Annotated in this window: 25 protein-coding genes; 11 read left to right on the top strand and 14 right to left on the bottom strand. The window is 62.6% G+C overall.

Annotated features, from left to right (window positions below):
* Positions 1 to 31: 31 nt before the first annotated feature.
* From ACIQUB_RS01790 to ACIQUB_RS01775, 4 genes are all read right to left on the bottom strand, one after another.
* Positions 32 to 322: a hypothetical protein gene (locus ACIQUB_RS01790; RefSeq protein WP_113237311.1), complete on the bottom strand. Its 291-nt coding sequence runs from the start codon at positions 320 to 322 to the stop codon at positions 32 to 34.
* Positions 323 to 389: 67 nt separating this feature from the next.
* Positions 390 to 1,703 carry an MFS transporter gene (locus ACIQUB_RS01785; protein WP_402928471.1) on the bottom strand — a complete coding sequence of 438 codons (1,314 nt, stop codon included), beginning with the start codon at positions 1,701 to 1,703 and terminating at the stop codon, positions 390 to 392.
* A 73-nt stretch (positions 1,704 to 1,776) separates the two neighbouring features.
* Complete coding sequence (locus ACIQUB_RS01780; RefSeq protein WP_112941089.1) at positions 1,777 to 2,277, bottom strand: GNAT family N-acetyltransferase; 501 nt, start codon at positions 2,275 to 2,277, stop codon at positions 1,777 to 1,779.
* A gap of 193 nt (positions 2,278 to 2,470) precedes the next feature.
* A complete protein-coding gene (locus tag ACIQUB_RS01775; protein ID WP_113237309.1) occupies positions 2,471 to 3,397 on the bottom strand; it encodes an AraC family transcriptional regulator in 927 nt (308 codons plus the stop codon).
* A gap of 80 nt (positions 3,398 to 3,477) precedes the next feature.
* Here ACIQUB_RS01775 and ACIQUB_RS01770 point away from each other — a divergent pair, with 80 nt between their 5' ends.
* Positions 3,478 to 4,305, top strand: coding sequence for an oxidoreductase (locus ACIQUB_RS01770; protein WP_113237308.1), 828 nt, complete (start codon positions 3,478 to 3,480; stop codon positions 4,303 to 4,305).
* Between the two features lie 74 nt (positions 4,306 to 4,379).
* Here ACIQUB_RS01770 and ACIQUB_RS01765 read toward each other — a convergent pair whose 3' ends face one another.
* Positions 4,380 to 5,483, bottom strand: a complete 1,104-nt coding sequence (locus tag ACIQUB_RS01765; RefSeq protein ID WP_113237307.1) for an aldo/keto reductase — start codon at positions 5,481 to 5,483, stop codon at positions 4,380 to 4,382.
* 95 nt (positions 5,484 to 5,578) lie between these two features.
* Here ACIQUB_RS01765 and ACIQUB_RS01760 point away from each other — a divergent pair, with 95 nt between their 5' ends.
* Both ACIQUB_RS01760 and ACIQUB_RS01755 read left to right on the top strand, forming a co-directional pair.
* Positions 5,579 to 6,469 (top strand): LysR family transcriptional regulator, encoded by an 891-nt coding sequence (locus tag ACIQUB_RS01760; protein ID WP_402928465.1) that lies wholly within the window; start codon positions 5,579 to 5,581, stop codon positions 6,467 to 6,469.
* 115 nt (positions 6,470 to 6,584) lie between these two features.
* Positions 6,585 to 7,571 (top strand): glutathione S-transferase family protein, encoded by a 987-nt coding sequence (locus ACIQUB_RS01755; protein WP_402928463.1) that lies wholly within the window; start codon positions 6,585 to 6,587, stop codon positions 7,569 to 7,571.
* A 14-nt stretch (positions 7,572 to 7,585) separates the two neighbouring features.
* Here ACIQUB_RS01755 and ACIQUB_RS01750 read toward each other — a convergent pair whose 3' ends face one another.
* On the bottom strand, positions 7,586 to 8,029 hold the full coding sequence (locus tag ACIQUB_RS01750; RefSeq protein ID WP_113237339.1) for an NUDIX domain-containing protein: 444 nt from the start codon (positions 8,027 to 8,029) through the stop codon (positions 7,586 to 7,588).
* A gap of 116 nt (positions 8,030 to 8,145) precedes the next feature.
* On the opposite strand from ACIQUB_RS01750, the gene ACIQUB_RS01745 reads away from it, so the two are divergent.
* From ACIQUB_RS01745 to ACIQUB_RS01730, 4 genes are all read left to right on the top strand, one after another.
* Entirely contained in the window at positions 8,146 to 9,054 is a 909-nt protein-coding gene (locus tag ACIQUB_RS01745) for a metallophosphoesterase (protein ID WP_018897345.1), read from the top strand.
* Between the two features lie 147 nt (positions 9,055 to 9,201).
* Positions 9,202 to 9,762 carry a M48 family metallopeptidase gene (locus ACIQUB_RS01740; RefSeq protein ID WP_113237304.1) on the top strand — a complete coding sequence of 187 codons (561 nt, stop codon included), beginning with the start codon at positions 9,202 to 9,204 and terminating at the stop codon, positions 9,760 to 9,762.
* 173 nt (positions 9,763 to 9,935) lie between these two features.
* A complete protein-coding gene (locus ACIQUB_RS01735; RefSeq protein ID WP_018897343.1) occupies positions 9,936 to 10,442 on the top strand; it encodes an RNA polymerase sigma factor in 507 nt (168 codons plus the stop codon).
* A gap of 1 nt (position 10,443) precedes the next feature.
* Positions 10,444 to 11,286: an anti-sigma factor gene (locus tag ACIQUB_RS01730; RefSeq protein ID WP_113237303.1), complete on the top strand. Its 843-nt coding sequence runs from the start codon at positions 10,444 to 10,446 to the stop codon at positions 11,284 to 11,286.
* Positions 11,287 to 11,362: 76 nt separating this feature from the next.
* Here the strand turns inward: ACIQUB_RS01730 and leuA are convergent, their stop codons facing one another.
* The 3 genes from leuA to ACIQUB_RS01715 form a co-directional block, all read right to left on the bottom strand.
* The gene (leuA, locus tag ACIQUB_RS01725; protein WP_113237302.1) at positions 11,363 to 13,072 is read right to left on the bottom strand and encodes a 2-isopropylmalate synthase; all 1,710 of its coding nucleotides are present in this window, start codon (positions 13,070 to 13,072) and stop codon (positions 11,363 to 11,365) included.
* Positions 13,073 to 13,395: 323 nt separating this feature from the next.
* Complete coding sequence (locus tag ACIQUB_RS01720; RefSeq protein ID WP_113237301.1) at positions 13,396 to 14,580, bottom strand: benzoate/H(+) symporter BenE family transporter; 1,185 nt, start codon at positions 14,578 to 14,580, stop codon at positions 13,396 to 13,398.
* 244 nt (positions 14,581 to 14,824) lie between these two features.
* Positions 14,825 to 15,409, bottom strand: a complete 585-nt coding sequence (locus tag ACIQUB_RS01715) for an ATP-dependent Clp protease proteolytic subunit (RefSeq protein WP_018897336.1) — start codon at positions 15,407 to 15,409, stop codon at positions 14,825 to 14,827.
* Positions 15,410 to 15,638: 229 nt separating this feature from the next.
* Here ACIQUB_RS01715 and ACIQUB_RS01710 point away from each other — a divergent pair, with 229 nt between their 5' ends.
* Positions 15,639 to 16,421: a DUF2076 domain-containing protein gene (locus ACIQUB_RS01710; RefSeq protein ID WP_113237300.1), complete on the top strand. Its 783-nt coding sequence runs from the start codon at positions 15,639 to 15,641 to the stop codon at positions 16,419 to 16,421.
* Between the two features lie 66 nt (positions 16,422 to 16,487).
* On the opposite strand, the gene ACIQUB_RS01705 is transcribed toward ACIQUB_RS01710, so the two are convergent.
* Entirely contained in the window at positions 16,488 to 17,429 is a 942-nt protein-coding gene (locus tag ACIQUB_RS01705; RefSeq protein WP_113237299.1) for a sialate O-acetylesterase, read from the bottom strand.
* A 318-nt stretch (positions 17,430 to 17,747) separates the two neighbouring features.
* On the opposite strand from ACIQUB_RS01705, the gene ACIQUB_RS01700 reads away from it, so the two are divergent.
* Complete coding sequence (locus tag ACIQUB_RS01700) at positions 17,748 to 18,539, top strand: glycosyltransferase family 25 protein (protein WP_113237298.1); 792 nt, start codon at positions 17,748 to 17,750, stop codon at positions 18,537 to 18,539.
* Between the two features lie 2 nt (positions 18,540 to 18,541).
* Here the strand turns inward: ACIQUB_RS01700 and queF are convergent, their stop codons facing one another.
* From queF to ACIQUB_RS01685, 3 genes are all read right to left on the bottom strand, one after another.
* Entirely contained in the window at positions 18,542 to 19,006 is a 465-nt protein-coding gene (gene queF / locus ACIQUB_RS01695; protein WP_047506178.1) for a preQ(1) synthase, read from the bottom strand.
* A complete protein-coding gene (gene emfA / locus ACIQUB_RS01690) occupies positions 19,007 to 19,921 on the bottom strand; it encodes a CDF family cation efflux transporter EmfA (RefSeq protein WP_047506180.1) in 915 nt (304 codons plus the stop codon).
* A gap of 193 nt (positions 19,922 to 20,114) precedes the next feature.
* Positions 20,115 to 20,612, bottom strand: a complete 498-nt coding sequence (locus ACIQUB_RS01685) for an isochorismatase family protein (RefSeq protein ID WP_113237297.1) — start codon at positions 20,610 to 20,612, stop codon at positions 20,115 to 20,117.
* A gap of 97 nt (positions 20,613 to 20,709) precedes the next feature.
* On the opposite strand from ACIQUB_RS01685, the gene ACIQUB_RS01680 reads away from it, so the two are divergent.
* Positions 20,710 to 21,678, top strand: coding sequence for a helix-turn-helix domain-containing protein (locus ACIQUB_RS01680; RefSeq protein WP_113237296.1), 969 nt, complete (start codon positions 20,710 to 20,712; stop codon positions 21,676 to 21,678).
* Between the two features lie 23 nt (positions 21,679 to 21,701).
* Here ACIQUB_RS01680 and ACIQUB_RS01675 read toward each other — a convergent pair whose 3' ends face one another.
* The gene (locus tag ACIQUB_RS01675) at positions 21,702 to 21,926 is read right to left on the bottom strand and encodes a hypothetical protein (RefSeq protein WP_113237295.1); all 225 of its coding nucleotides are present in this window, start codon (positions 21,924 to 21,926) and stop codon (positions 21,702 to 21,704) included.
* A gap of 242 nt (positions 21,927 to 22,168) precedes the next feature.
* Between ACIQUB_RS01675 and ACIQUB_RS01670 the strand changes: the two genes are divergently transcribed.
* Complete coding sequence (locus tag ACIQUB_RS01670; protein WP_113237294.1) at positions 22,169 to 22,519, top strand: hypothetical protein; 351 nt, start codon at positions 22,169 to 22,171, stop codon at positions 22,517 to 22,519.
* The last annotated feature ends 1 nt before the right edge of the window (position 22,520 follow it).

Raw genomic sequence — 22,520 nt, 5'->3', positions numbered from 1 at the left:
CATCGCGCAAGGCTGTCAGCACCTCATTGTACTACCCTACCACATCGATCTGGGTTCGCTTGAGGTCGTTCGCGCGGTCATCGAGCAGCCGTTCGGTCTCCTCAAGCCGAGCCGAGATCGCCTCCAACCGCCCTGAAGTCTCGCTGTGATGCCGGAGCGCAAGTTCGTGCAGGCTGTTCATTTTGCGATTGAGCTTGGAGATCTCGGTCTCGACCGTGCTGAACTTGTCGATAGCGGCCTCCACCATGCCCAAGGTCCGTTTCTGACCATTGAACATGGCTTCCATGATTGCCAGCATTTTTGCCGTCTCGCTATCGCTCACGCGCGTCGATCCTTCTGCCTTATTCAATATGGCATTACGGCATGCAAAGAACAAGGAAGCGACCCCCTCAGGCGATTGACGCCTGTCGCGTCTCCGAATCGATCGCCACCGCCGCCAGCGCCGAGATCACGAGGAAGCCGGCGAAGAGGCCGATCGCAACGCCGAGCCCTTCGGAGACGACAAGCGCCATCAGCGACGGCGCGAGAAGACCGCCAAGTCGCGCGACGGCACCCGCCGTGCCCATGCCGGTCGCCCGCACCGCGGTCGGGTAGAGCTCCGGCGTATAGGCGTAGAGCGCCCCCCATGTGCCGAGCAGCGCAAAGCTCATGATCAAAAGCGACGCACCGACCATGATATCGACGCTGGAGACGACGAACAGCAGGCAGCCCGCCGCCGACAGCAGGCAGAAGCCGATCAGCGTCGGCTTGCGGCCCCAGGCCTCGACGCCATAGGCGGCGAGCGCATAGCCGGGGATCTGCGCCAGCGCCACGAAAACCAGGAAGCCATAGCCTCGGACGAAGCCGAAGCCATCGCCCGCGAGCTTCGCCGGCATCCAGGTGAAAACGCCGTAATAGGAGACCGACACCAGGAACCAGATCGCCAGGATCATGACGGTGCGGCGGCGAAGCGCGCCCGAAAACACGCCTTCGGAGGCCGCATGCGCCGGCGAGACCAGCTGATCGTCGGCGCCGAGCGCAGGCTTGCCATTCGTCACAAGGACCCGGTTGATCGTCTTCTTCGCCTCCTCGCCGCGACCGCCGCGCAAGAGATAGAGCGGCGATTCCGGCACGAAGAGACGCAGGCCGAGCCCGAGGATGGCAGGCACCGCCGTCACCGCGAAAATGTAGCGCCAGGCATCCTGAACGCCCGCGACACTTGCAGCCCACGCCGCAAGCGCCACGATCAGCGTCCCGATCGCCCAGAAGCCCTCGAGCGCCACCAGCCAGCGGCCGCGGCTTTTCGACGGCAGGAACTCCGCCATCATCGCGTAGTCCACCGGCAGCGTGCCGCCGACGGCGATGCCGGTGAGAAAGCGCAGGACAAGCAGAATGGTGAAACTCGGCGCGAACACCGACAGCGCCCCGAACACGGCGTCGCAGGCAACCGTGAGCAGCAGCACATTTCGCCGCCCGACCCGATCGGCCAGCCGGCCGAAGGCGTAGGCGCCGATGAGCATCCCCAGAAAGAACAGCGTGCCCGTCTGCAGCGCCTGCGGCACCGTCAGCCCGAGGCTCGCGGCGATCGAGGCAGCGGTAAAGCCGACCGCCAGAACCTGCATCGCATCCGCCGTCCAGACAAGGCCGAAAATGCCGAGAAGCCGCCGTTGAAACGGTCCGGTCCCCGCGCGATCCAGCGCCTCGTCGATTGAAATGCGACCCATGCCTTGTCCCCCTCAAGCATCTGAAAGACCACCAAAACCGGCGACCCCGTCATAGCTCAATAGAACAGATGGCCTATTTGCGCCAGCCGATCGTGCCCTTCAGCCGGCCATGCACGTCCTCGCCGAGCGGCACGACAAGCACCCGGCCCGGATCGACCGGTCCCGGAAAGGTCAGCGCGTTATAGGCGACCTTCTCGAAGCCGAGCGGCCCGTAATAGGGCGGATCGCCGACGAGGATGACGGCCTCGGAGCCCTTACGCTTGGCCGCTTCCACCGCGATCCGCACCAGTTCCCGGCCAATACCGCGGTTCTTGTGCGAGGGACGAACGGCGAGTGGGCCGAGCAGATGGCCGGGCACATCGCCGGCCATCACGGGTGTCATGCGCACCGAGGCGATCGTCTCGCCGTCATCGGCGCAGATGAAGGACAGCGACAGATCGTGCGGCCCCTGCTCGCGAATGCGGGCGGCGGCGCGGGTGTGCCGGCCTGGGCCGAAAGCTTCTTCGTTGATGTGTTCGATAGCGGCGTCGTGCGACGCGTCCTCAGTGAGGTAGACCAGATCGTGCTTGTGCATGAAGAGACAGAAACCGGATAGACAAAATGATGGGTTCTCGAACACGCCCTTGGGCGTTCGGGAGCATCAGCGTCGTCGCAGGGTTCTGTATGCGGACATCAAATCGGGTTCCTGAAATCGTGGAAAGGCCGATAGCAGGAAAAAAATCGGTCGTCTATGGGAAAAGATTGTGGGCCCCATCTCGGAATGAAACTCAGACAATTTCACCGAGGTGATGGCGCATCCACTTCGCCTCTTCCGATGCGGTCCGCCCGAAATGCCGCTTGAAGTCGCGGCTGAACTGCGCCGGGCTCGCATAGCCGACCGAGACCGCGATCTCCGCGATCGTGCTGCTGTGGCGGGCGATCATCAGCCGCGCCTCGTGAAGCCGCATCGCCTTGACATATTGCATCGGGCTGCTGCCGGTCAGTTCCTTGAAGCGTAGGTGGTAGGAGGGAATGCTCATCCCGACCTGCCTGGCCAGATCGCTTATCGAGATCTCCGCGCCGTAGTTCTCCCGCAGCCAGCCCAGGCTCTGCACCACTTTGCCGGACGCCCCCTGCCGTTTAAGCGCGGCAATCATCGCTCCGCCCTGCGGCCCCATCATCACCCGGTAATGCAACTCCCGCAGAAGCCCCTCGCCGAGAACCGCCACTTCTGCAGGTGTCTGAAGCGCAGTCAAAAGACGCAGCAACACGTCCTCGATGTCGGCTGACATCCTGCTGGACACCAGACCGCGCGGCCTCTCATCCGCCAATTCGCCATGGGCCTCCAGCTGCATGGCGATCTCGGTCGCCATCTGCATGTCGAAATCGACATAGACGGCAAGCAGCGGCCGCTCGGGGCTGGCGATCGATCGCATCCGGAAGGGCACGGGAACCGACACCGCCAGATAGTGATCCTCGTCGTAGAGATAGACCTCCCCCTCGAGCATGCCCTGCTTGCTTCCCTGCAGCACGAAAACGGCACCCGGCTTGTAGAGAACCGGGATGTCGTGAAGCACCGCCTCCGTCCGCAGCAGACGCACCGAAGACAAATCAGTCAGGTTATACCCCTGCGCGGGAGCAAGCGCCCCGGCAAGCTCCACCAGCCTACGGCGCGCCGAGCCGACATGGTCCACCTTGATAGGATTTGGCAACATACTCAGACAATCCGCAATCGAAACAGCCTGTCTCCAAGAGTATTTATCAATCCGCTCAATATCAAGGAGACCTGCTGATCATGTCACGCAAGACCATATTCATCACCGGCGCCAATTCCGGCTTCGGCCTCGCCATCGCTTCCCGTGCCGTGGAAATGGGCCACAAGGTCATCGGCACCGTCCGCTCCGAGGCCTCGCGCCAAACCCTTGCCGAAGCACTGCCCGGCGTCATCACCACGCTTTGCGACGTCACCGATTTCGAACGTATCCCCGATGTCGTGGAAAAGGTCGAAGACGATCACGGCCCGGTCGACGTCCTCATCAACAACGCCGGCTACGGCCACGAGGGCGTGCTTGAGGAATCACCGATCGAAGAGATGCGCCGCCAGTTCGACGTCAACGTCTTCGGCGCCGTTGCGGTCGCCAAGGCCTTCCTTCCGCGCTTTCGCGAGCGCCGGCAGGGCTTCATCGTCAATGTCACCTCGATGGGCGGCATGATTACCATGCCCGGCATTGCCTACTACTGCGGCAGCAAGTTCGCGCTGCAGGGCATATCGGCGGTGATGCGCGCCGAGATGGCGCCCTTCGGCGTGCATGTCACAGCCCTTTGCCCCGGCTCCTTTAGAACCGATTGGGCCGGACGCTCCATGGTGAGGACGGAAAGATCCATCGCCGACTACGACGCCATCTTCGACCCCATCCGCAGCGCGCGACAGGAAAAAAGCGGCAAGCAACTGGGCGACCCCGAAAAGCTCGCCGCAGCCGTCCTCACTTTGATCGAGGCCGACGCACCGCCGCCGCAACTCCTGCTTGGCAGCGATGCCTTGAAGCTCGTATCGGAACGCGTTCGCGAGTTGCAGCAGGAGATCGAGGATTGGAAAGCCCTGACCATCTCGACGGATGGCTGATCGCATCTTGAACCTGCCAATCGCGTCCAGCCTGCCCTATGTTGCGCTCAACAAATGGCCGAGGCCGGGCGCTCTCATCCCCTCGGCCAGCGCTCGACCGTCTGGCCGCCGAACAGCCGGCTGGTCGGCATCTGGAAGATGAAATAGGGGTTGAGCAGCGGCAGCGCGCTTGCCTGCTCCAGCCTCTCCAGCATCGCCTCGTCGAGCGCGACATCCAGCGATGCGATATTCTGCTGCAGCTGCTCCACCCGGCTGGCGCCGATCAGCACAGACGAGACGCCGGCGCGCCGCGCCACCCAGGCGAGCGCCACCTCGGCCGCCGACCGGCCGATTTCGGCCGCGACTGATGTCACGACATCGACCACATCGAAATTGCGCTCGGTAAACAGCATGCCCCCGAAAGGATTGTCGCCGTTCAGCCGGCCGTTGCTGCCGCTTTCCGATGTCTCCGAGGTCTTGTCGGGCAAGGCCGTGGCGCGCCCGGCCTCGGCCAGCATGTCGCGGCCGTATTTGCCGGTTAGAAGGCCGGCCGCAAGCGGGCTCCAGGGCACCATGCCAAGTCCGAACTCCGCGCCGGCAGGCATGAGATCGAGCTCGACGCCGCGATCGATCAGCGAATAGGCATATTGCAGGCCGATCGGCTTCGGCAGTCCGTGCGCCTCGGCCAGCGTCGCGATCCGCGCCACATACCAGGCCGGCGTGTTGGAAAAGCCGTAATGCAGGATCTTTCCGGCGCGCACGGCATCGGAAAGCGTCTGCAGGACTTCATCGGCGGGCGTCGTCTGGTCCCACACATGCATCCAGTACATGTCGATATAGTCGGTGCGCAGCCGCTTCAGCGATCCCTCGATACCGAGGCGAATGTTCTTCGCCCCGTTGCCGCCCCAGAGCGGCGTGCCCGCGCCGCGCGGAAATCCCGATTTGGTCGCCACCACCAGCCGGTCGCGCTGCCCGCTGTTGGAGAGAAACGCGCCGAGCATCTCCTCGCTCTTTCCCGCCGAATAGATGTCGGCCGTGTCGATGAAATTGCCGCCGGCATCGACATAGGCGTCAAACAGCGCCCGCGAGGTCTGCTCGCTGGCGCCCCATCGCCCGGCGCCGAAGGTCATGGTGCCAAGCGCCAGCGGGCTGACGATCAGTCCCGAGCGGCCGAGGGTGCGATAGCTGGTAAGGTCCATATCCGTGCTCCTTGTTCACACCCCTCCATTTAGGCCGGCGGAACCCACAGGATTAGCGGTTGCCCGTCGCATGAACTTGTGAACAGAATGCAACAATGGAACGCGGAACACTCAACGATCTCCTCGCCTTCGCCGCCGTCGCCCGCGAACGCAGCTTCACCCGCGCAGCCGCCGTCCTCGGCATGTCGCCCTCGGCGCTCAGCCACGCGATGCGCGGCCTGGAGGAGCGGCTGGGCGTCCGGCTGCTTGCCCGCACCACCCGCAGCGTTGCGCCGACCGAGGCCGGCGAGCGGCTTCTGCAATCGCTCAACCCGGCGCTGTCCGATATCGAGGATGGCCTCGACGCACTGGCCGAATGGCGCGACAACCCCTCCGGCACCGTCCGCATCACCACCTTTGCCTATGCCGCCCGGATGGTGCTGGTTCCGAAGCTCCCCGCCTTCCTGCTCGCCCATCCCGATATCAACGTCGAGGTGATCATCCAGGACGGACTGACGGATATCGTGGCCTCAGGCTTCGACGCCGGCATCCGCCTCGGCGAAACGGTGGACAAGGACATGATCGCGGTGCGCGTCGGGCCTGAGCTGCGCACCGTCGTCGTCGGCACGCCGTCCTACTTCGCCCGCATCCCACAGCCGGAAACGCCCTACGATCTCGAGCGCCACGCCTGCATCGGCTACCGTCTCACGACCTCGGGCGGACTGCTTCCCTGGGAGTTCGAGAAAGACAGCAAGGAGATCAAGATCCGCACCAGCGGCCCACTTATCGTCAATGATGGCGAGCTTCCGGCAGCAGCCGTGCGCGCCGGCGTCGGGCTCGGCTATCTGATGGAGCATGACGTCGCCGACGAGATCGCGTCGGGCGCGCTGGTGCAGGTGCTCGACGACTGGTGCCCGCCCTTCCCCGGCTTCCACCTCTATCACCCGAGCCGCCGCCAATCACCGCCGGCGCTGCGCGCGCTGATCGCCGCCTTGAGCGTCAAGTAGCAATCGCACCGCTGGGCGCAATCGGCGCGTGACGCACTGTTCAATCTTTGCCCCACTGCAAAATCCGCCCAAGCGCGATATCTAACGGGCAACGAAAGATCGAAGGAGTGACACAATGGGTATGCTTGTCGACGGCGTCTGGCAGGACGTCTGGTACGATACGAAGGAGACCAAGGGTCACTTCAAGCGCGCCGCCTCGCAGTTCCGCAACTGGATCACGCCGGATGGCAGCGCCGGCCCCTCGGGCAAGGAAGGCTTCAAGGCCGAGGCCGGACGCTATCATCTCTACGTATCCCTTGCCTGTCCCTGGGCGCACCGCACGCTGATCTTCCGCAAGCTGAAGCGGCTGGAAGACCTGATCTCGGTCTCCGTCGTCGATCCGCTGATGCTGGAAAAGGGCTGGGAATTCAAGGTCGGCGACGGCGCCACCGGCGATGCGCTCTTCGGCGCCAAGGCGCTCTCAGACATCTACGTGAAGGCTGATCCGCATTATTCCGGCCGCGTCACCGTGCCCGTCCTGTGGGACAAGAAGACCAACACCATCGTCAGCAATGAATCCGCCGAGATCATCCGCATGTTCAACAGCGCCTTCGACGCGCTGACCGGCTCGACCACCGATTTCTACCCGCAGGACCTCAGCGCCGAGATCGACGATCTGAACGCGCTCGTCTATGACACCGTCAACAACGGCGTCTACAAGGCTGGCTTTGCCACCACCCAGGACGCCTATTCGGAAAGCGTGCTGAAGCTCTTCGAAACGCTCGACATGCTGGAAGACCGCCTCGGCAAGGGCCGCTATCTGTTTGGCGACCGCCTGACCGAGGCCGACTGGCGGCTCTTCACCACGCTGGTGCGGTTCGACCCGGTCTATGTCGGCCACTTCAAGTGCAACATCCGCCGCATCGCCGATTACCCGAACCTCTCGGCCTATCTGCGCGATCTCTACCAGACACCGGGGATCAAGGAGACGGTCGACTTCCGCCACATCAAGGATCACTATTACCGCAGCCACAAGACGATCAACCCGACCGGTATCGTCCCTGTCGGCCCGGAACTGGACCTCGATCGCCCGCACGGCCGCGGCGAACGCGCCGCCGCCTAACCAAGCCGCCCGGCCTACCAGACCTGGTCGGGCTGCCGCTCTCCGGCGATCTCGGCAAGACGACGGTGTGTCGACGCCGTCGTCCCCTCGGGCAGCGCGTCGAGCGCGAAGAAACCGCATTCGACGATCTCGCGATCCGGCGCCCTCGGCGCCGTCTGCTTGACATTGGCAAGGTAGAACACGACATGGTCGCGCCGCGTGGCCGAGGTGTTGAGATAGACCTGAACGAGCTCCGGCCGTCCGACAATCACGAGATTGCCCTCCTCGCGCAGCTCCTTGATGAGGGCGTCCTCGGCCGTCTCGTTGCGCTCGATACCGCCGCCCGGCATGTGCCAGCCGGGCACGTAGCTGTGCCGCACCAGAAACACATGGCCCCTGTCATCGAAGCAGGCGGCGCGCACGCCCATGGTCATTCCGCGCGCGAAGGCGAAGTAGATATGCACGAGACGCATCAGCATGCGCGACTGCCAGTGGCGGATTTCTTTCACGCGTCTTCCAATTCCATCAATCCGTTCAAGCAGATGTGCGAGGAGATGTGTTTGAAATACGGCTGCCGTGAGCTATGTGTGCACCCATGTTCAAGCTCGCGCACATTTCAGACGTCCATCTCGGGCCGCTGCCCCACATCTCTTTCCGTGAACTCTTTTCCAAGCGTATCACCGGCTTTGTGAACTGGCATCGCAATCGGCGCAAGCACCTTTTCGGCGGCACGCTGGATCTGCTGCTCGACGATATCCGCGAAAAGCAGCCGGATCACATGGCGATCACGGGCGATCTCGTCAATCTTGCGAGCGGTCTTGAAATCCGCGCCGCAGCCGGCTGGCTGCGCGAACTCGGCGATCCCAAGGATTATTCCGTCGTTCCCGGCAATCACGACGCCTACGTGCCCGGCGCCTACGAAAAGTCGATGCGCGCCTGGTACGATAACGTGCGCGGCGATCTCGCCCCTGCCGAATGGCAGGAAAACAAGCACATCTTCCCCTATCTTCGCATTCGCGGAAAAGTCGCGATCGTCGGCTGCTCGACGGCGGTGGCAACGCCCCCCTTCGCCGCCAGCGGCTTCTTCGGCGAAAGACAGGCCCGCGAGACCGTGAACATGCTGCGCGCCGCCGGCGAAGCCGGGCTGTTTCGCGTGGTCATGATCCACCATCCGCCGATCCGTGGCGCCACATCCTTCCACAAGCGCATGATCGGCATCCGCCGTTTCGCCGCCGTGATCTCCACCGGCGGCGCCGAGCTCGTGCTGCATGGCCACACGCATCTGAACACGGTGCACTGGCTGCGCGGCCAGACCGGACCGGTTCCCGTCGTCGGCATCGCCTCGGGCTCGCAAGGCCCTGGTGGCTCGAAGCCGCCCGCCGCCTACAATCTCTTCAGCATCGACGGTTCCCCCGGCGCCTGGAGCCTCAAGGGCGAACGCTTCAGCCTCAGCCCCTCGGGCGACGACATCAACCCGGAAAGCGTCGATATCTTCAGGCTTTAGCGCCATTTCCGGAATCAGTTTGGCGGCAAGCTGAATCACTGCGTGAACTCAGGCGAAAAACGATAGATCGGGGCCGATCGCCTCTTGGTATTTCCCGATCTAGGCGTACACTCCTTATATTAGCGATCTGATGTCAGGAGACGTCGCATGCCATCCACGACCCGTACGCTCCGCGGCCTGGCGCTCGCCGGCCTTCTCGCCTTCACCTTCTCTGCCCCCGCCTTCGCCGCCGGCGAAGAGACCGACGAAACCAAGCCGCCGCCGAAGACCGAAACCACCACCAAGTGCGCCGACGGCAAGGTCTGGGACAAGAAGAAGAAGGAATGCGTCACGCCGAACAAGCAGACCTTCAACGACGACGATCTCTACAAGGCCGCCCGCGAATTCGCCTATGCCGGCCAGTACGACAATGCCATCACGGTGCTGAACCTCGCCCGCAACCAGAACGACCCGCGCATCCTGAACTATCTGGGCTACGCCAACCGCAAGGCCGGCCGAATGGAGCTTGGCATGTCCTATTATCGCAAGGCCCTGCAGGCCGACGGCAATTATATTCTAGCACGGTCATATATGGGCCAAGCTTTGATGGAACAGGGTGATGAGCAGGGCGCGCGCGTGCAGCTGGTCGAGATCCGCGACCGCGGCGGCGAGAACACGTGGGCCTACCGCTCGCTCCTTCAGTCGCTCCACGGCTACAGGACCTATTGAGCCCGAGGGATCACCCGAAAAAAGCTTTGGGAACCCGTGAGATAAGTGGCCTTTTGCTTGCGAAGCAGCGGCGATTTGTTTCATAAAGGACACAGAGACGATATAATTCGCACATGCGCCAGGTCACGGCTCCGTAACGGCTCCCGATACCAGGCATTCACCTTGGGAAAACCATGCGTCAACCTGTGACGACCATCGACATCAGACGCGATCTAGTGGGTCTTCTGCCCCGGTTGCGGCGGTTCGCGATGACGCTCGCGGGTGATGCGGCGGGCGCCGACGAGCTTGTCCAGGCCGGCTGTCAGCGGGCGATTGCCAAGAGCAATCAATGGCAGGGCGAAGGCCGGCTCGACAGCTGGGTCTACACGCTGATGCGCCAGCAATGGAGCGAGGACCACCGCAAGCGCAAGCCGCATGCGGTCAACAAGACCAACGTCACCGACATCCGCACGGCCACGCGCGACCGCGCCGCCATCATCGATTCCGACGCGATCCACCGGATGATCGCGGAAATGCCCGAAGGCATCGCCAGCGCCTTCCTGCTGGTATCAATCGAAGGCCATGGCTACCAGCAGGCCGGCGACATCATGGGCGTCGCCCCCACCCTCATCATGTCGCAGCTGGCGCAGGCGAAACTGCACTTCGCCAGCCTCGCCGACGATCATTCCCACAGGTTCTGATTTGCTCGACTTCAAGAAACTGCCGCTCGATGCCCAGTTGACCGCCCTTCTCGATGGCGAGACGACGCCCGAGCAGAAGCACGAGCTGGAACAGCGCCTGGCAACCGACGATGGCGCGCGGCGGATCTACGACAAGCTGCGCAACGGCGCCGATTTCGGCAAGCGCCGGCTCGACGACATCCTGAAGGAGCCGGTTCCGCTGGCGCTGGTGCGCTCGATCAAAAGCGTGCAGCCGCCCAAGGCCCCCGTCGCGCCGCGCCAGTCGCGCCAGCCGTTCAAGTTCGCGCCGTCAGGCCCGCAGGCGCTGGTGGCCGCCATTGTGCTTCTCATCGCCGGCTGCGGCATCGGCTATATCGTCGGCACCGGCCATACCGCTGCGCAGACGGCCCAGGCCGTCGATGCCGCGCAGGCGAGCGAAACGACGGAATGGCTGGGCGACATGCTCGCCAACCAGCGCCTGCTGGCGCGTCAGCCTCGCCATATCTTCGAAGTCCCGGCCACGCAGCCGGAAGAAATTTCCACCTGGCTCACGACAACCGTCGGCGTCGCCTTCCGCGTCCCCGATCTCGTCTCCGAGGGGTGGACCTTCCAGGGCGCCCGCGTGACCTTGGCAAACGGCCGCCCGGTCGGCCAGCTGGTCTACACCAGCGCCGACGGCGACCTCGCCACCATCGCCTTCCGCAAGGACAACCAGCCGGATGATGCCGAGGATTTCAAGGAAACGATCCGCGACGAGATCGGCCTGGTGACTTGGCACAATGCCGGCACCTCCTACATGCTGATCGGCCCCTCCTCCGAGGCATCGCTCAGCCAGCTCGCCATGCAGATCGCCACCGCGATTTGAGCCGCCAGATTTAAAGCGCGCATGAAAAAAGCGGGCGCCGCACGCGACGCCCGCTTGATGATTCCGTGGCCTACAATCAGGCCTTGCCGGCCCTCACATCAAGCACGCGGTTCGCCGCCGAGACGATCGCTTCCAGCGACGCGCCGACGATGTTGGTGCTGATGCCGGCGCCGAAGAGCTTGCCGCCGGGATAGGACGTCTCGACATAGGAGATCGCCGAGGCGTTCGAGCCGTGCTGCAGCGAGTGCTCGGAATAATCCTGCACCGCCATCTCGACACCGAGATACTCCGAGAGCGCATTGATGAAGCCGTCGATCGGGCCGTTGCCGCGTCCTTCGATCGTCTTCGTCACGCCGTTATCGGTGATCTCGGCGGAAACGACGCGAACGCCCTTGCGCTCGGGATCGGCGAAGGTCTGGTGATCGACGAACTTGATGCGGCCCTTCGGCTGCGTCACGTAGCGCTCGATGAAGTGGTCGTAGATCCGCTTCGACGGCAGCTCCTTGCCCTCTTCGTCGGTGATCCGCTGGATCTCCTCGCGATACTCCACCTGCAGGTTGCGCGGCAGGTTGAGGCCGTAATCCTGCTGCAGGATATAGGCAATGCCGCCCTTGCCGGACTGCGAGTTGATGCGAATGATCGCCTCGTAGGAGCGGCCGACATCCTGTGGATCGATCGGCAGATACGGCACTTCCCAGACCGGGTGGTTGGCGACCTTGATCGCCTTCATCCCCTTGTTGATCGCATCCTGATGCGAGCCGGAGAAAGCCGTGTAGACCAGTTCGCCGACGTAAGGATGGCGCTCGCCGATCGGCATCTGGTTGGAATATTCGAACACGTCCTTCATGCGCACGATATCCGAGCAGTCGATCTCCGGATCCACACCCTGCGTGAACATGTTGAGCGCCATCGTCACGACGTCGACATTGCCGGTGCGCTCGCCATTGCCAAACAGCGTGCCCTCGACACGATCGGCGCCCGCCAGCAAGGCCAGCTCGGCGGCGGCGATGCCGGTGCCGCGGTCGTTATGCGGGTGCAGCGAGATGATCAGGTTCTCGCGATTATCGAGATTGCGGCACATCCATTCGATCTGGTCGGCATAGACGTTCGGCGTCGCCATTTCGACGGTCGAAGGCAGGTTGATGATCAGCTTGTTGTCGGGCGTCGGCTTCATCACCTCGATGACCGAGTTGCAGATCTCCAGCGCAACTTCCAGCTCGGTGCCGGTGAAGCTCTCGGGCGAATATTCGAAGCGATAGCCGCCACCGGCCTTGGCCGCCATGTCGGAAATCATCTTCGCCGCGTCGACCGCGATCTGCTTGATGCCGTTGACGTCCTTGGCGAACACCACGCGACGCTGCAGCTCACTGGTCGAGTTGTAGAAGTGAACGATCGGCTTGTTGGCGCCTTCCAGGGCTTCGAAGGTGCGCGTGATCAGTTCCGGACGGCACTGCACCAGCACCTGCAGCGACACGTCCTCAGGCACATTGCCCTGCTCCACACACCAGCGCGCGAAGTCGAAATCGGTCTGCGAGGCCGACGGGAATCCGATCTCGATTTCCTTAAAACCCATGTCGAGCAGCAGCTGGAACATCCGCGCCTTGCGGTCGTGGCCCATCGGGTCGACCAGAGCCTGGTTGCCGTCGCGCAGGTCCACGGAACACCAGATCGGCGCCTTGGTCAGCGTCTTGGTCGGCCATGTGCGATCGGGGATGTTGACCTGCGGATAAGGGCGATACTTCATCGCCGCGTCAGGCATGCCGTGGGAGCGGGTCTTCGTGTCCATGTCTTCTCTTCCTATTCCCGTCATCTGGCCGCGTCATAGCGCATGGCCTGCCTGTTGGCGATGACGAATCCGGCGCAAAGCGTCCGGTTGATCGATTTTTGGGATATGTGAAGAGGAGCTATGGCCGGCGGGCTTTGGGCCGCCGGGCGCTCCTCAACGGACCCGGCAACCGCGCGTAAGGCCGAGGAGAAGAAGCGAGGTCAGGGCGCGCGTATTGTCGCGCAGGGCGATACGCCCGCGTGCAATCTGCTCAGAAATCATGATGCCCGTGCTCTTCATGCCGGCCTGTATAGCCGCCGCGCGAAAAACTGGCAAGTGCCCGATTATTTTTTCCGCGTTTGCACAAAGCGCTGCAACGCCATCATCAGCCCGCCGGCTAGGAGCCCCCAGAAGGCTCCGGAAATGCCGCCGAAGGAGACGCCTGATGCCGTCACCAGGAAGGTGATCGCAGCCGCTTCCCGCGTATCGGGCGCCTGGAAGGCGGCCATCGCGGAGCCCGAGAAGGCGCCGACCAGCGCGAGCCCAGCCACCGCCTGGATCAGGATCGGCGGCGCCAGCGCCACCGATGCGGTCACCGCACCCGCAAGCGGCCCGAGGATGAGATAGCAGATGCCGCAGACGATGACCGCCCAGTAGCGCCGCTTCGGATCCGGATGCGCGTCCGGCCCGGCGCACATGGCCGCCGTGATCGCCGCAAGATTGACGGCATGGCCACCGAACGGCGCAGACAGAAGCGAGAAGAAACCGGTCGAGGCAAAGAGCGGCCCGGGCTTGGTCTCATAGCCATTGACCTTCATGACCGCGATCCCCGGAATGTTCTGCGAGGCCATGGTGACGATGAAGAGCGGCAAAGCGATCGACACGAAGGCCGGCACGTTGAACACGGGCATGACGAATTCGACCGTCGGCACCAGCGAGCGCTTTACGGTGTCAAGCGCGCCCACGGGCACATCGACCCCGAAGACCACGACCAGAACGAATGCCGCCAGCGCCGCCGGCACGGCCCACAGCCGCTTGAAGGCACCGACGACAATCCAGGCAAGCACGATCGGCAGCCCGAGCAGCGGGTTGAACCCGACTGCCTTGACCGGCGCGAAGCAGAGCCCGATCAGCACGCCCGCCAGCATCGCATTGGCCAGCGGCGCCGGTATCGCCGCCACCGCCCGCCCCAGCGGCTTGAACAGCCCCGCGATGACGATCAACAGCGCGCAGATGATAAAGGCCCCGACAGCCGCATTGAACCCGCCCTCGACCACACCAGTCGCCGCCAGTAGCGCGCCTCCCGGCGTCGACCACGCCATGCTGATCGGCAGTCTCGATGTGGTGCTGAGCACGATCGCACAAATCCCGAGCGAGACCGACAACGCCATCAACCCCGAAGCAGCCTGCGCCTCCGTGGCGCCGACAGCCTGCAACCCGTGCAGCACGACGGCGAACGAACTGGCGAAACCGACGAAAGCGGTGAGAACGCCCATGAACAGGGCCTGGACGGAGAAGTCTTTCAGCATGCAGGGGACTCGGAGCGAAGAATGGCGTCATGCAGCCGTATCGCAAACGGGGGCGCAAGGCCAGATACACCCACTGCCCTCATTCTCGCCCCTGTGGCGGGAATCCAGCCGATGCGCGTACGCGCGGCGAGGAGATTCTTCCCGGCACAAGGCCGGGATGAGAGGAGTTAGCTCCACCCCGTCAAAAACAAAAAGCGCCCTCGCCCACCATCCGGCAGCCAAGGGCGCTTCTATCTCAATCCGATCAGATATCGCTCTGCGACGTCACGATGCGCGAGACCAGGCCGTAGGCCTTGGCTTCCTCGGCCGACAGCCAGTAGTCGCGGTCGGTGTCGGCGGCGATCTTTTCGTAGGACTGGCCGGTAGCGTCAGCCATGATCTTGTTCAGGCGCTCGTTCATCTTGATGATCTCGCGTGCCTGGATTTCGATGTCGGACGCCATGCCGCGCGTGCCGCCCGAGGGTTGGTGCAGCAGGAAGCGGGTGTTGGGCAGGCAAAGGCGCTGCTCCTTGGGCGCGGCGACATAGATCAGCGCGCCGGCGGAGGCGACCCAGCCGGTTCCGATCATCCAGACCTTCGGCTTGATGAACTTGATCATGTCGTGGATCGAATCGCCGGACTCGACGTGGCCGCCGGGCGAATTGACGTAGATGCGGATGTCTTCGTCGCTGGCCGCGGCAAGCGCCACGAGCTGCGAGCAGACCTTCTGCGCCAGTTCCTGGTTGATCGGTCCATAGATGAAGATGGAACGCGACTTGAAAAGGTTCGCCTCCGTTTCCTTGCCGAGCGGCAGTTCCTTCGTCTTGTCGTCCTGGTCTTCGTCGTTCATTCGAACCTCTCTCACGTAAATTCGGGTTCCCCGCACATAGTGCGACTCAATGCGTAAAACAATGCGTGAAAAAGACAAGCCACGGAACGGGTGAAGATATGGTTAGGGGTCATTGGCTTACTGAAATGTAACTTGTGGAGGCTTTGAAAAGTCTCAATCCGTTCCTACGTCCTTCTCAAGCGATCCACTCACGACCCATGTGCGAACACAGAGCCAAAGGAGACAGCCGATGTCACCCGAAGAACGCCAACTCCTGACCGCCCTTTTCGAGCGCGTCCGCACCGCAGCCTCCACCCCGCGCGACCGCGACGCCGAACAGCTGGTCGAGCAAAGCACCCGCGAACAGCCCTATGCCGCCTATTATCTGGCACAGGCCGTGATCGTGCAGGAAAAGGGCCTCGAGGCCGCCGCCAGTCACATCAAGGAACTGGAAGAGCGCGTCCGCCAGCTGGAGGCAGATCAGAGCGACAACCACAAGGCCGAACAAGGCGGCGGCTTCCTCTCCTCCATCTTCGGCAGCAGCCAGCCGCCGCAGCAACGGGCGCAGCCGGCACCTTCGGAAGCGGCATCAAGCGGCCCATGGGGCAGCGCCCCGCGCCAGCAGATCCGTGAAAACCAGGGCTTCGACACCGCCCCGCGCATGCAGCAGCAACCCTCCGGCCCCTGGAGCCAGCAGGCGTCTGCCCCATCGGCCGGCGGCAGCTTCCTGCAAGGCGCGCTCGGCACGGCGGCCGGTGTGGCCGGCGGCATGCTGCTTGCCAATTCGCTGAGCGGCATCTTCAGCGGCAACCACATGTCCTCGCTCGGCCTCGGCTCGGGCGCCACGCCATCAAGCGCGCCGACGGAAGAAACCGTCATCAACAACTACTACAACAATGACGGCGGCAGCCAACAGGCATCGAACGATGCAGACAACACCCGCCAGGTTGCCGATAACAACGACAACAACAACGACGACGACAGTTTCGACGATCAGTCCGACTTCGGCAGCGACGACAGCTTCAACGTCTGACGATCGCCGCGAACGCATCAGGGGCCGCGCTAAAGCGGCCCCCACCAAGCTAGCGCGTAAGCATCCTTATTGCGACGAGGCCTGCAGCTGCGGACCGGCGAGCAGCAGATCGCGCCATGCAGCCGCAACCTTCTCCGCGCCCGAACCGCCGATATGGCAATCGTCGTAGCGGTCGTCGCCATTGAGCAGCGCGTCCGAGTTCACACCCTGCACGATGCCGTTGCCGCTTTTCGGCAGAGCAAACTGGGCTCGCAGGATCGGATTATCGTCCGTATGCTGTTTGAAACCGCCATTGGTGGGCTCAAGGCATCTGGTCGCCACCGAAATATAGACAGGAGCCGCAACCCCCAGGCCCCGCAGCGTACCCACCATCGACAAAAAGCGCTGTTCGTAGGCTTGCGTGCTGGTGCCCAGGACGAAATCGGCCTCACCCTGCACCCAAAGCACGTTTGTCACCCGGTAGCCTGCGTCGTGAAGTTTTTTCGTGCTGTCGACAAGCACCGGATTGATGTCGCCGCCTTCGGCCCAACGCGCCACCTCGGAGCCGGAATAGGCAACCGGTGCGATAATGACATTGTCGTAGCGCCCGGACGCAATCAGCGAATTGCCGATATCCGTCCAATACTCGCCCTTCGTATCCGTCGAGCCGAGAAGCGGCGATGCGGCGGTGAAGCAACGGCCGTCGAAGGCGTTGATCACCCGCTCTCCATACTTCGATCTGTGCCGCTGGCCGCCATCATTGGCAGCATTCGATTGTCCGAGAACCAGGAGAACAGCAGTGCGATCGGTCTGAACCGGGCATGCAACCGCCGTCTTCGTCTCGTCTCCAATCAGACGTTTCTTGTCGTCGAACGTGTAGCGGCTCGGAGGCAGAGGTTCAGGGGCGACAAATTGGCGTTTCAGCGCCGAAAGCTGGGGCCAGGGAAACATCTCATGTCGGGCGCTCATGCCGCCGGAGACGAACACCGCAAGCAATGCGGCGCATCCGAAAACGAGATTTCGAACCATCCGATCGTCCAATTCTGGAAAGTGTCAATGGCTGTCAGTAGGCCCCGCCGCTCGCAATTGCCTACCCGCTCAAATTGTCTTTCGCCACAGTAGATATGAAACTCAGGACTGCAATTACCCTGATTGGATGAGGCTCATACAAATGAACGAGGCCGCTTCATGCGATAGGCGGTTGACCATCAAGGGATTGCCGCAACCAGTCGGCATGCAAGCTTTCGGTGTGGGCGCTGCCCCGCTGCCGATTGATAAGCCCACTCCGCATCGATAAGGTCCGCCGCGATCATTGACCTCACGAAACGCAGAGCGGACGACAGAGCATTGAAAACCCTCATCATCAGCCGCAAGGCCGAGGAAACCAGGCGGCGCTTTCAGACGCGGCAGATGCAGGCGCTGGGCCTGGATTTCGAGTTTCTGGATGCCTTCGAGGCCCGTGATCTCACGCCGGAAGAATGCCAGAAGGCTGCCAATAGCTGGCCGAGCCCGACGCTGCGCGAAGATGTCGCCTGCTTCACCTCGCACCGCATCGCCTGGCGCAGGATCATCGACAGCGGCGAGCGGATGCTGATCCTGGAAGACGACGCCGTGCTGTCGGAGAGCTTCACCGACGCGCTGGCAAGCATCGAAGCGCGCCCCGATGGCGACGATATCGCCTACGATCTCGAATTCGCCCCGCGCGATCACATCGTCGCGAAACGTCCGCTCTGGACCGACGGCGTCTATAGCGCCCGCCGCGTGTTCCAGAACCGCGTCGGCACGGCCGGCTATGTCATCGGCCCTGGTGCCGCCGCGCGCATGTTGAAGGACACCGAGACCTACGGCCTGCTCGACGCCTATATGTGGCATCGCGCCTGGCTGAAGGCCTACCAGATTGAGCCAGCCCCCGTCATCCAGATGCAGTTCCTCGACGGCAGCGCCGACAAGGCGGCCTTCATTCGCAAGTCGATCGATCGCGCCTTCAAGCCGAGCAGGCTGCGCAAGAATCTGCTGAGGCTGAAGATCGAGGGAATCCGGGCCCGCAACCTCATCCGTGGCTGGCTCCGAAGCGAGCGGCGCCCGCTGCGCATGGACCGGGCAAGCTTCCCGCCCGATCCCGCCAAATCAGCTGACTAAACTCAGCCGCGACCACGATAGGTCGCCACACCCTGGTCGGGCAGCCATACGCCCTCGGGCGGCTTGCCGGTCTGCCAGAACACGTCGATCGGGATGCCGCCGCGCGGATACCAGTAGGCACCGATCCGAAGCCACTTCGGATCGAGCAGCTCGACCAGCCGCTTGGCGATATAGATCGAGCAATCCTCGTGGAAGGCGCCGTGGTTGCGGAAGGAGTGCAGGAAAAGTTTCAGCGCCTTGGATTCCACCAGCCATTCGTTCGGGATGTAATCGATGACGATATGGGCGAAATCCGGCTGCCCGGTCATCGGGCAGAGCGAGGTGAATTCGGGCGCGGTGAAGCGCACCACGTAGTCGGTACCGGCATTGCTGGCGGGTACCTTCTCGAGCACCGCCGTCTCGGGCGAGGTCGGCGCTTCGGTCTGCTTTCCCAGCATGGACAGGCTGGAGACGTCTGTATTGGGCATTCAAGCCTCCTTGATGACTTTGACGCGGATGCCGTGGGCCTTTTCGCCCTCCGGCTCGACGTGAATGGCGATGCTGGAGCCCGGATGCACGGCGCGGATGGCATCCTCAAGGCGATCGCAGATATCGTGCGCCTGCCTTACAGACATTGCGGCCGGCACGACAAGATGGAAATCGATGAAAGTGACGGCGCCTGCGCGCCGGGTCTTCAGATCATGCACCCCGAGCGACCCCGTCGCATGCGTGGCGATCGCAGCCTTGATCGCTTCTTCTTCCTGCGGCTCGACCGCCTGGTCCATCAGCCCGCCGATCGAATGCGAGATCACCTTCCAGCCCTGATAGAGGATGTTGATCGCGACCAGAATGGCGAGGATCGGATCGAAGATCGCGTAGCCGGTGGCGATCGCCAGCAACAGGCCGATCAGCACGCCGACGGAGGTGACGACATCCGACATGATATGCTGGCCATCGGCCGTCAGCGCCGCCGAGCGATACTTACGCCCCGTCGTGATCAGAAGCCGCGCCCAGACGGCGTTGATCACGCCGGCCGCGAAATTGATGGCAAGACCCAGCACCGGCGCTTCGAGCATGCGGGGATCGGCCAGATGCCCCACCGCCTCGTTGACGATCAAAAGGGCCGCGACCACGATCAAAACGCCCTCGGTAACGGCCGAGAGATACTCCGCCTTGTGATGCCCGAAGGGATGATCGTGATCGGCCGGCTTCTGCGCATAGCGGATGACGAAGAAGGCGATGAAGGCGGCAACGACGTTGACCGTCGATTCCAGCCCGTCGGACAAAAGCGCCACCGACCCCGTGACCCACCAGGCCACCATCTTCAGGCCCATGACCCCAAGCGACATCGGAATGCCCCAGAATGCCAGCTTCCGAACCGTAAGGTTTCCCTGTTCGCTCATCTCTGTCCCTCTGCCTTCTTAGATGTCCAATACCGGTGCGGATGCGAACGAATTGCAGAAACAACGCCATTCAAACGCAAAACCGCCCGCGCGAAAATCGCGCAGGCGGCTGTTGCGGGGGATATGGGCCAGAAATGGCGATTTGTCAAAGCGGAATTGCCGACAGGAGGTCGACGGGCTGATTGGCCGCGCCTCAAACCTCGGAAGAATGGATCACCTGCGTCTTGGACCGCAACGCACTCAGTGCGATCAGATGGACTACCTCCAGAGGAGCGGTGCAAAGATCGTCGATCACCTTGATCTGGAAGCCCTCCGCAGCGCGTGACAATGCCGTAAACACCACGCAGTTCTGCGTCATCATCCCGCAGATAAGCAATTCCGTCGTTCCCTTCAAATGATCTGCGAGGTTCGTCTCCTGAAATGCATCTGCGTACTGCTTGGTCACCACCGGAGCATCGCCAGCGGCAGCCAGAACAGCCGGGCGGATTTCAACGCCATGGCCGCCGGCGGCAAACAGGCCCGTCGGAGCTGTCGACACGTGCCGGACGAGAACAATCCCGTCACCCCTTGCGCGTGCTTGCCGGATCGCTTCTACGACCCGCTTCTCTGTTTCTTCGGCCTCCCAAAGCGACAGCGCGCCGCCGGGAAAATAGTCGTTCTGAACGTCGATCACGAGAAGGGTGCGGGTCATCAGGAGGCTCCATTTTGAAGTTTTCGCCCACAGTGATGACATTCGATTTCGTCGCCGTTGAGTGGCCTGATTGCCTTTTATCGTGTAAATCGGACCAATGCGCATCGCCATCATCGCTTACGACCATATCAGCCCTTTCATGCTATCCACGCCGCTGGCCGTGTTTGGCGAGGGGCTCCTTGCGGGTGGACATCAGGTTCAGGTGTGCTCGGATCAGTTCCGGCTGAACACGAGCGGCGGCATGATCATCGAGGCCGCCCATCGGCTGGATGCTGTCGATGACGCCGATATCGTCATTTTACCGGGTTGGCGGAGTGTGGACGAGCCCGTATCGCCCGATATCGTTGCCAAGCTGAAGGCAGCCGATGCTCGAGGAGCCATCGTCGTGGGCTTGTGCCTGGGGGCCTTCGGCCTTGCCGAAGCCGGACTGCTGGATCGGCGGCGCGCTACGACCCATTGGGCGCACGCGGAGACCTTCGCGGCCCGCTATCCGCGTGTAACGGTCGATGCGGCCGCGCTGTTCGTGGACGAAGGCCGTGTCCTGACGTCCGCCGGTGTCGCTTCGGGGCTGGATTGCTGCCTGCATCTGCTCGGCCGGATTTGCGGGATTGGTGAAGCAAACCGGATAGCGCGCCATCTCGTCGTCGCCCCTCAGCGCGCGGGCGGACAACCGCAACTGATCGAGCGACCAGCCATCGGATCGACTGCCGATCGGCGAGTGACCGAACTTCTCGAAGTCCTGCGCGCCGATCCCATCGCGCCGCCTTCGCTGGATGAATTGGCCAAGCGCTCGAACATGAGCCGCCGAAGCCTGACGCGCCATATCCGGGCACGGACCGGAGGCAGTCTTGGCGAATGGATAAGGCGTGTGCGCGTGGCACGAGCGAAGGAGCTATTGGTGGCCGGCGTGCGCGGGCTGGACGACGTCGCCGTGCGCAGCGGCTTCCCTGATGCCCATGCGCTACGCACGGCATTCCGCACAGAAGTCGGCGTGACGCCGGTGCAATGGCTGGCGCACCAAAGGGTCCCCGGTGCCGCGCTTTCTCTGATGTCGGGAAAGTCCTAGCTAGTTTTGCGCCAAAGTCGCCGTCAGAGACCCAGGTCCAACCCAAGCATGCTGCTCATGACGAAGGCGACGACCCCGACGCCCAAGAGCGCCAACACGAAGGCTCCCGCGATCTTGCCGCCTGCGAGCAGGACCGAGCCTCTGTCGATCTTATCAACCTGATCGTAATGCCACTTGATGGCGAAGTACATTCCCGTGCCCAACGCGAGAACCTTGAAAATCACGAAGACTATGGGAAACCAATCCATGACAAATATCCTCACGTGCGGCACTACCGGCCTTATGCTCCCGTTTTAGGCAAACGCGTACTGCTTATTGTGCAACGCAGATATGTAATCGCGCACTGAGGTTCGCGCCGGGGATCAATGAGCCTTCGTAGGAACGCCACCACCCCAATTGGCGGTAAGCGGCTTTGCGCCGATAGGAACCATTGCGGGATTGAATGGAATAAATCTATCCTGGGAAAGACAGTCTGAGCAAAGAGACCCAAGTGAGAGATATCCTCGTCTATGTCGCCGGGCCGTTCTTCGTTCTGTTGATCGTATTTATGGTCACAAGCCCGTTTGCTTTGGTCTTCCACACTCTCATCGCACTGATCAAGCGCAGGGTCGGTAGCCTCGCCGCCATTGTCGTATACGGTGTAGAAGTGCTTGGAGCATTTCTTTGGCTCAGTTGGATTCTTGACCCAATTTCCGCGGGCTTCGAAGCAGGCCTCTATGACGGTCCCGTCGGCCTCGGTGCAGGTATGTTCAGCGGCTTCATCATGATCTTTGCTGGGATGCTCGTGATACTCAACGGTGTCGGGCTATTTCGGTTATTGCGCGAAGCCCGGCAGCGCTGAT

It is taken from the genome of Rhizobium sp. NPDC090275 (assembly GCF_044772225.1).
GTDB lineage: Bacteria > Pseudomonadota > Alphaproteobacteria > Rhizobiales > Rhizobiaceae > Rhizobium.
Note: the sequence above shows the minus strand (reverse complement) of the source record. Positions and strands in the feature narration are given on the sequence as shown.

Excerpts from the sequence above, each read along its gene's own strand:
- ACIQUB_RS01785 (WP_402928471.1), bottom strand. The coding sequence starts at position 1,703 with ATGGGTCGCATTTCAATCGACGAGGCGCTGGATCGCGCGGGGACCGGA.
- ACIQUB_RS01780 (WP_112941089.1), bottom strand. The coding sequence starts at position 2,277 with ATGCACAAGCACGATCTGGTCTACCTCACTGAGGACGCGTCGCACGAC.
- ACIQUB_RS01775 (WP_113237309.1), bottom strand. The coding sequence starts at position 3,397 with ATGTTGCCAAATCCTATCAAGGTGGACCATGTCGGCTCGGCGCGCCGT.
- ACIQUB_RS01770 (WP_113237308.1), top strand. The coding sequence starts at position 3,478 with ATGTCACGCAAGACCATATTCATCACCGGCGCCAATTCCGGCTTCGGC.
- ACIQUB_RS01765 (WP_113237307.1), bottom strand. The coding sequence starts at position 5,483 with ATGGACCTTACCAGCTATCGCACCCTCGGCCGCTCGGGACTGATCGTC.
- ACIQUB_RS01760 (WP_402928465.1), top strand. The coding sequence starts at position 5,579 with ATGGAACGCGGAACACTCAACGATCTCCTCGCCTTCGCCGCCGTCGCC.
- ACIQUB_RS01755 (WP_402928463.1), top strand. The coding sequence starts at position 6,585 with ATGGGTATGCTTGTCGACGGCGTCTGGCAGGACGTCTGGTACGATACG.
- ACIQUB_RS01750 (WP_113237339.1), bottom strand. The coding sequence starts at position 8,029 with ATGCTGATGCGTCTCGTGCATATCTACTTCGCCTTCGCGCGCGGAATG.
- ACIQUB_RS01745 (WP_018897345.1), top strand. The coding sequence starts at position 8,146 with ATGTTCAAGCTCGCGCACATTTCAGACGTCCATCTCGGGCCGCTGCCC.
- ACIQUB_RS01740 (WP_113237304.1), top strand. The coding sequence starts at position 9,202 with ATGCCATCCACGACCCGTACGCTCCGCGGCCTGGCGCTCGCCGGCCTT.
- ACIQUB_RS01735 (WP_018897343.1), top strand. The coding sequence starts at position 9,936 with ATGCGTCAACCTGTGACGACCATCGACATCAGACGCGATCTAGTGGGT.
- leuA (WP_113237302.1), bottom strand. The coding sequence starts at position 13,072 with ATGGACACGAAGACCCGCTCCCACGGCATGCCTGACGCGGCGATGAAG.
- ACIQUB_RS01720 (WP_113237301.1), bottom strand. The coding sequence starts at position 14,580 with ATGCTGAAAGACTTCTCCGTCCAGGCCCTGTTCATGGGCGTTCTCACC.
- ACIQUB_RS01715 (WP_018897336.1), bottom strand. The coding sequence starts at position 15,409 with ATGAACGACGAAGACCAGGACGACAAGACGAAGGAACTGCCGCTCGGC.
- ACIQUB_RS01710 (WP_113237300.1), top strand. The coding sequence starts at position 15,639 with ATGTCACCCGAAGAACGCCAACTCCTGACCGCCCTTTTCGAGCGCGTC.
- ACIQUB_RS01705 (WP_113237299.1), bottom strand. The coding sequence starts at position 17,429 with ATGGTTCGAAATCTCGTTTTCGGATGCGCCGCATTGCTTGCGGTGTTC.
- queF (WP_047506178.1), bottom strand. The coding sequence starts at position 19,006 with ATGCCCAATACAGACGTCTCCAGCCTGTCCATGCTGGGAAAGCAGACC.
- emfA (WP_047506180.1), bottom strand. The coding sequence starts at position 19,921 with ATGAGCGAACAGGGAAACCTTACGGTTCGGAAGCTGGCATTCTGGGGC.
- ACIQUB_RS01685 (WP_113237297.1), bottom strand. The coding sequence starts at position 20,612 with ATGACCCGCACCCTTCTCGTGATCGACGTTCAGAACGACTATTTTCCC.
- ACIQUB_RS01680 (WP_113237296.1), top strand. The coding sequence starts at position 20,710 with ATGCGCATCGCCATCATCGCTTACGACCATATCAGCCCTTTCATGCTA.
- ACIQUB_RS01675 (WP_113237295.1), bottom strand. The coding sequence starts at position 21,926 with ATGGATTGGTTTCCCATAGTCTTCGTGATTTTCAAGGTTCTCGCGTTG.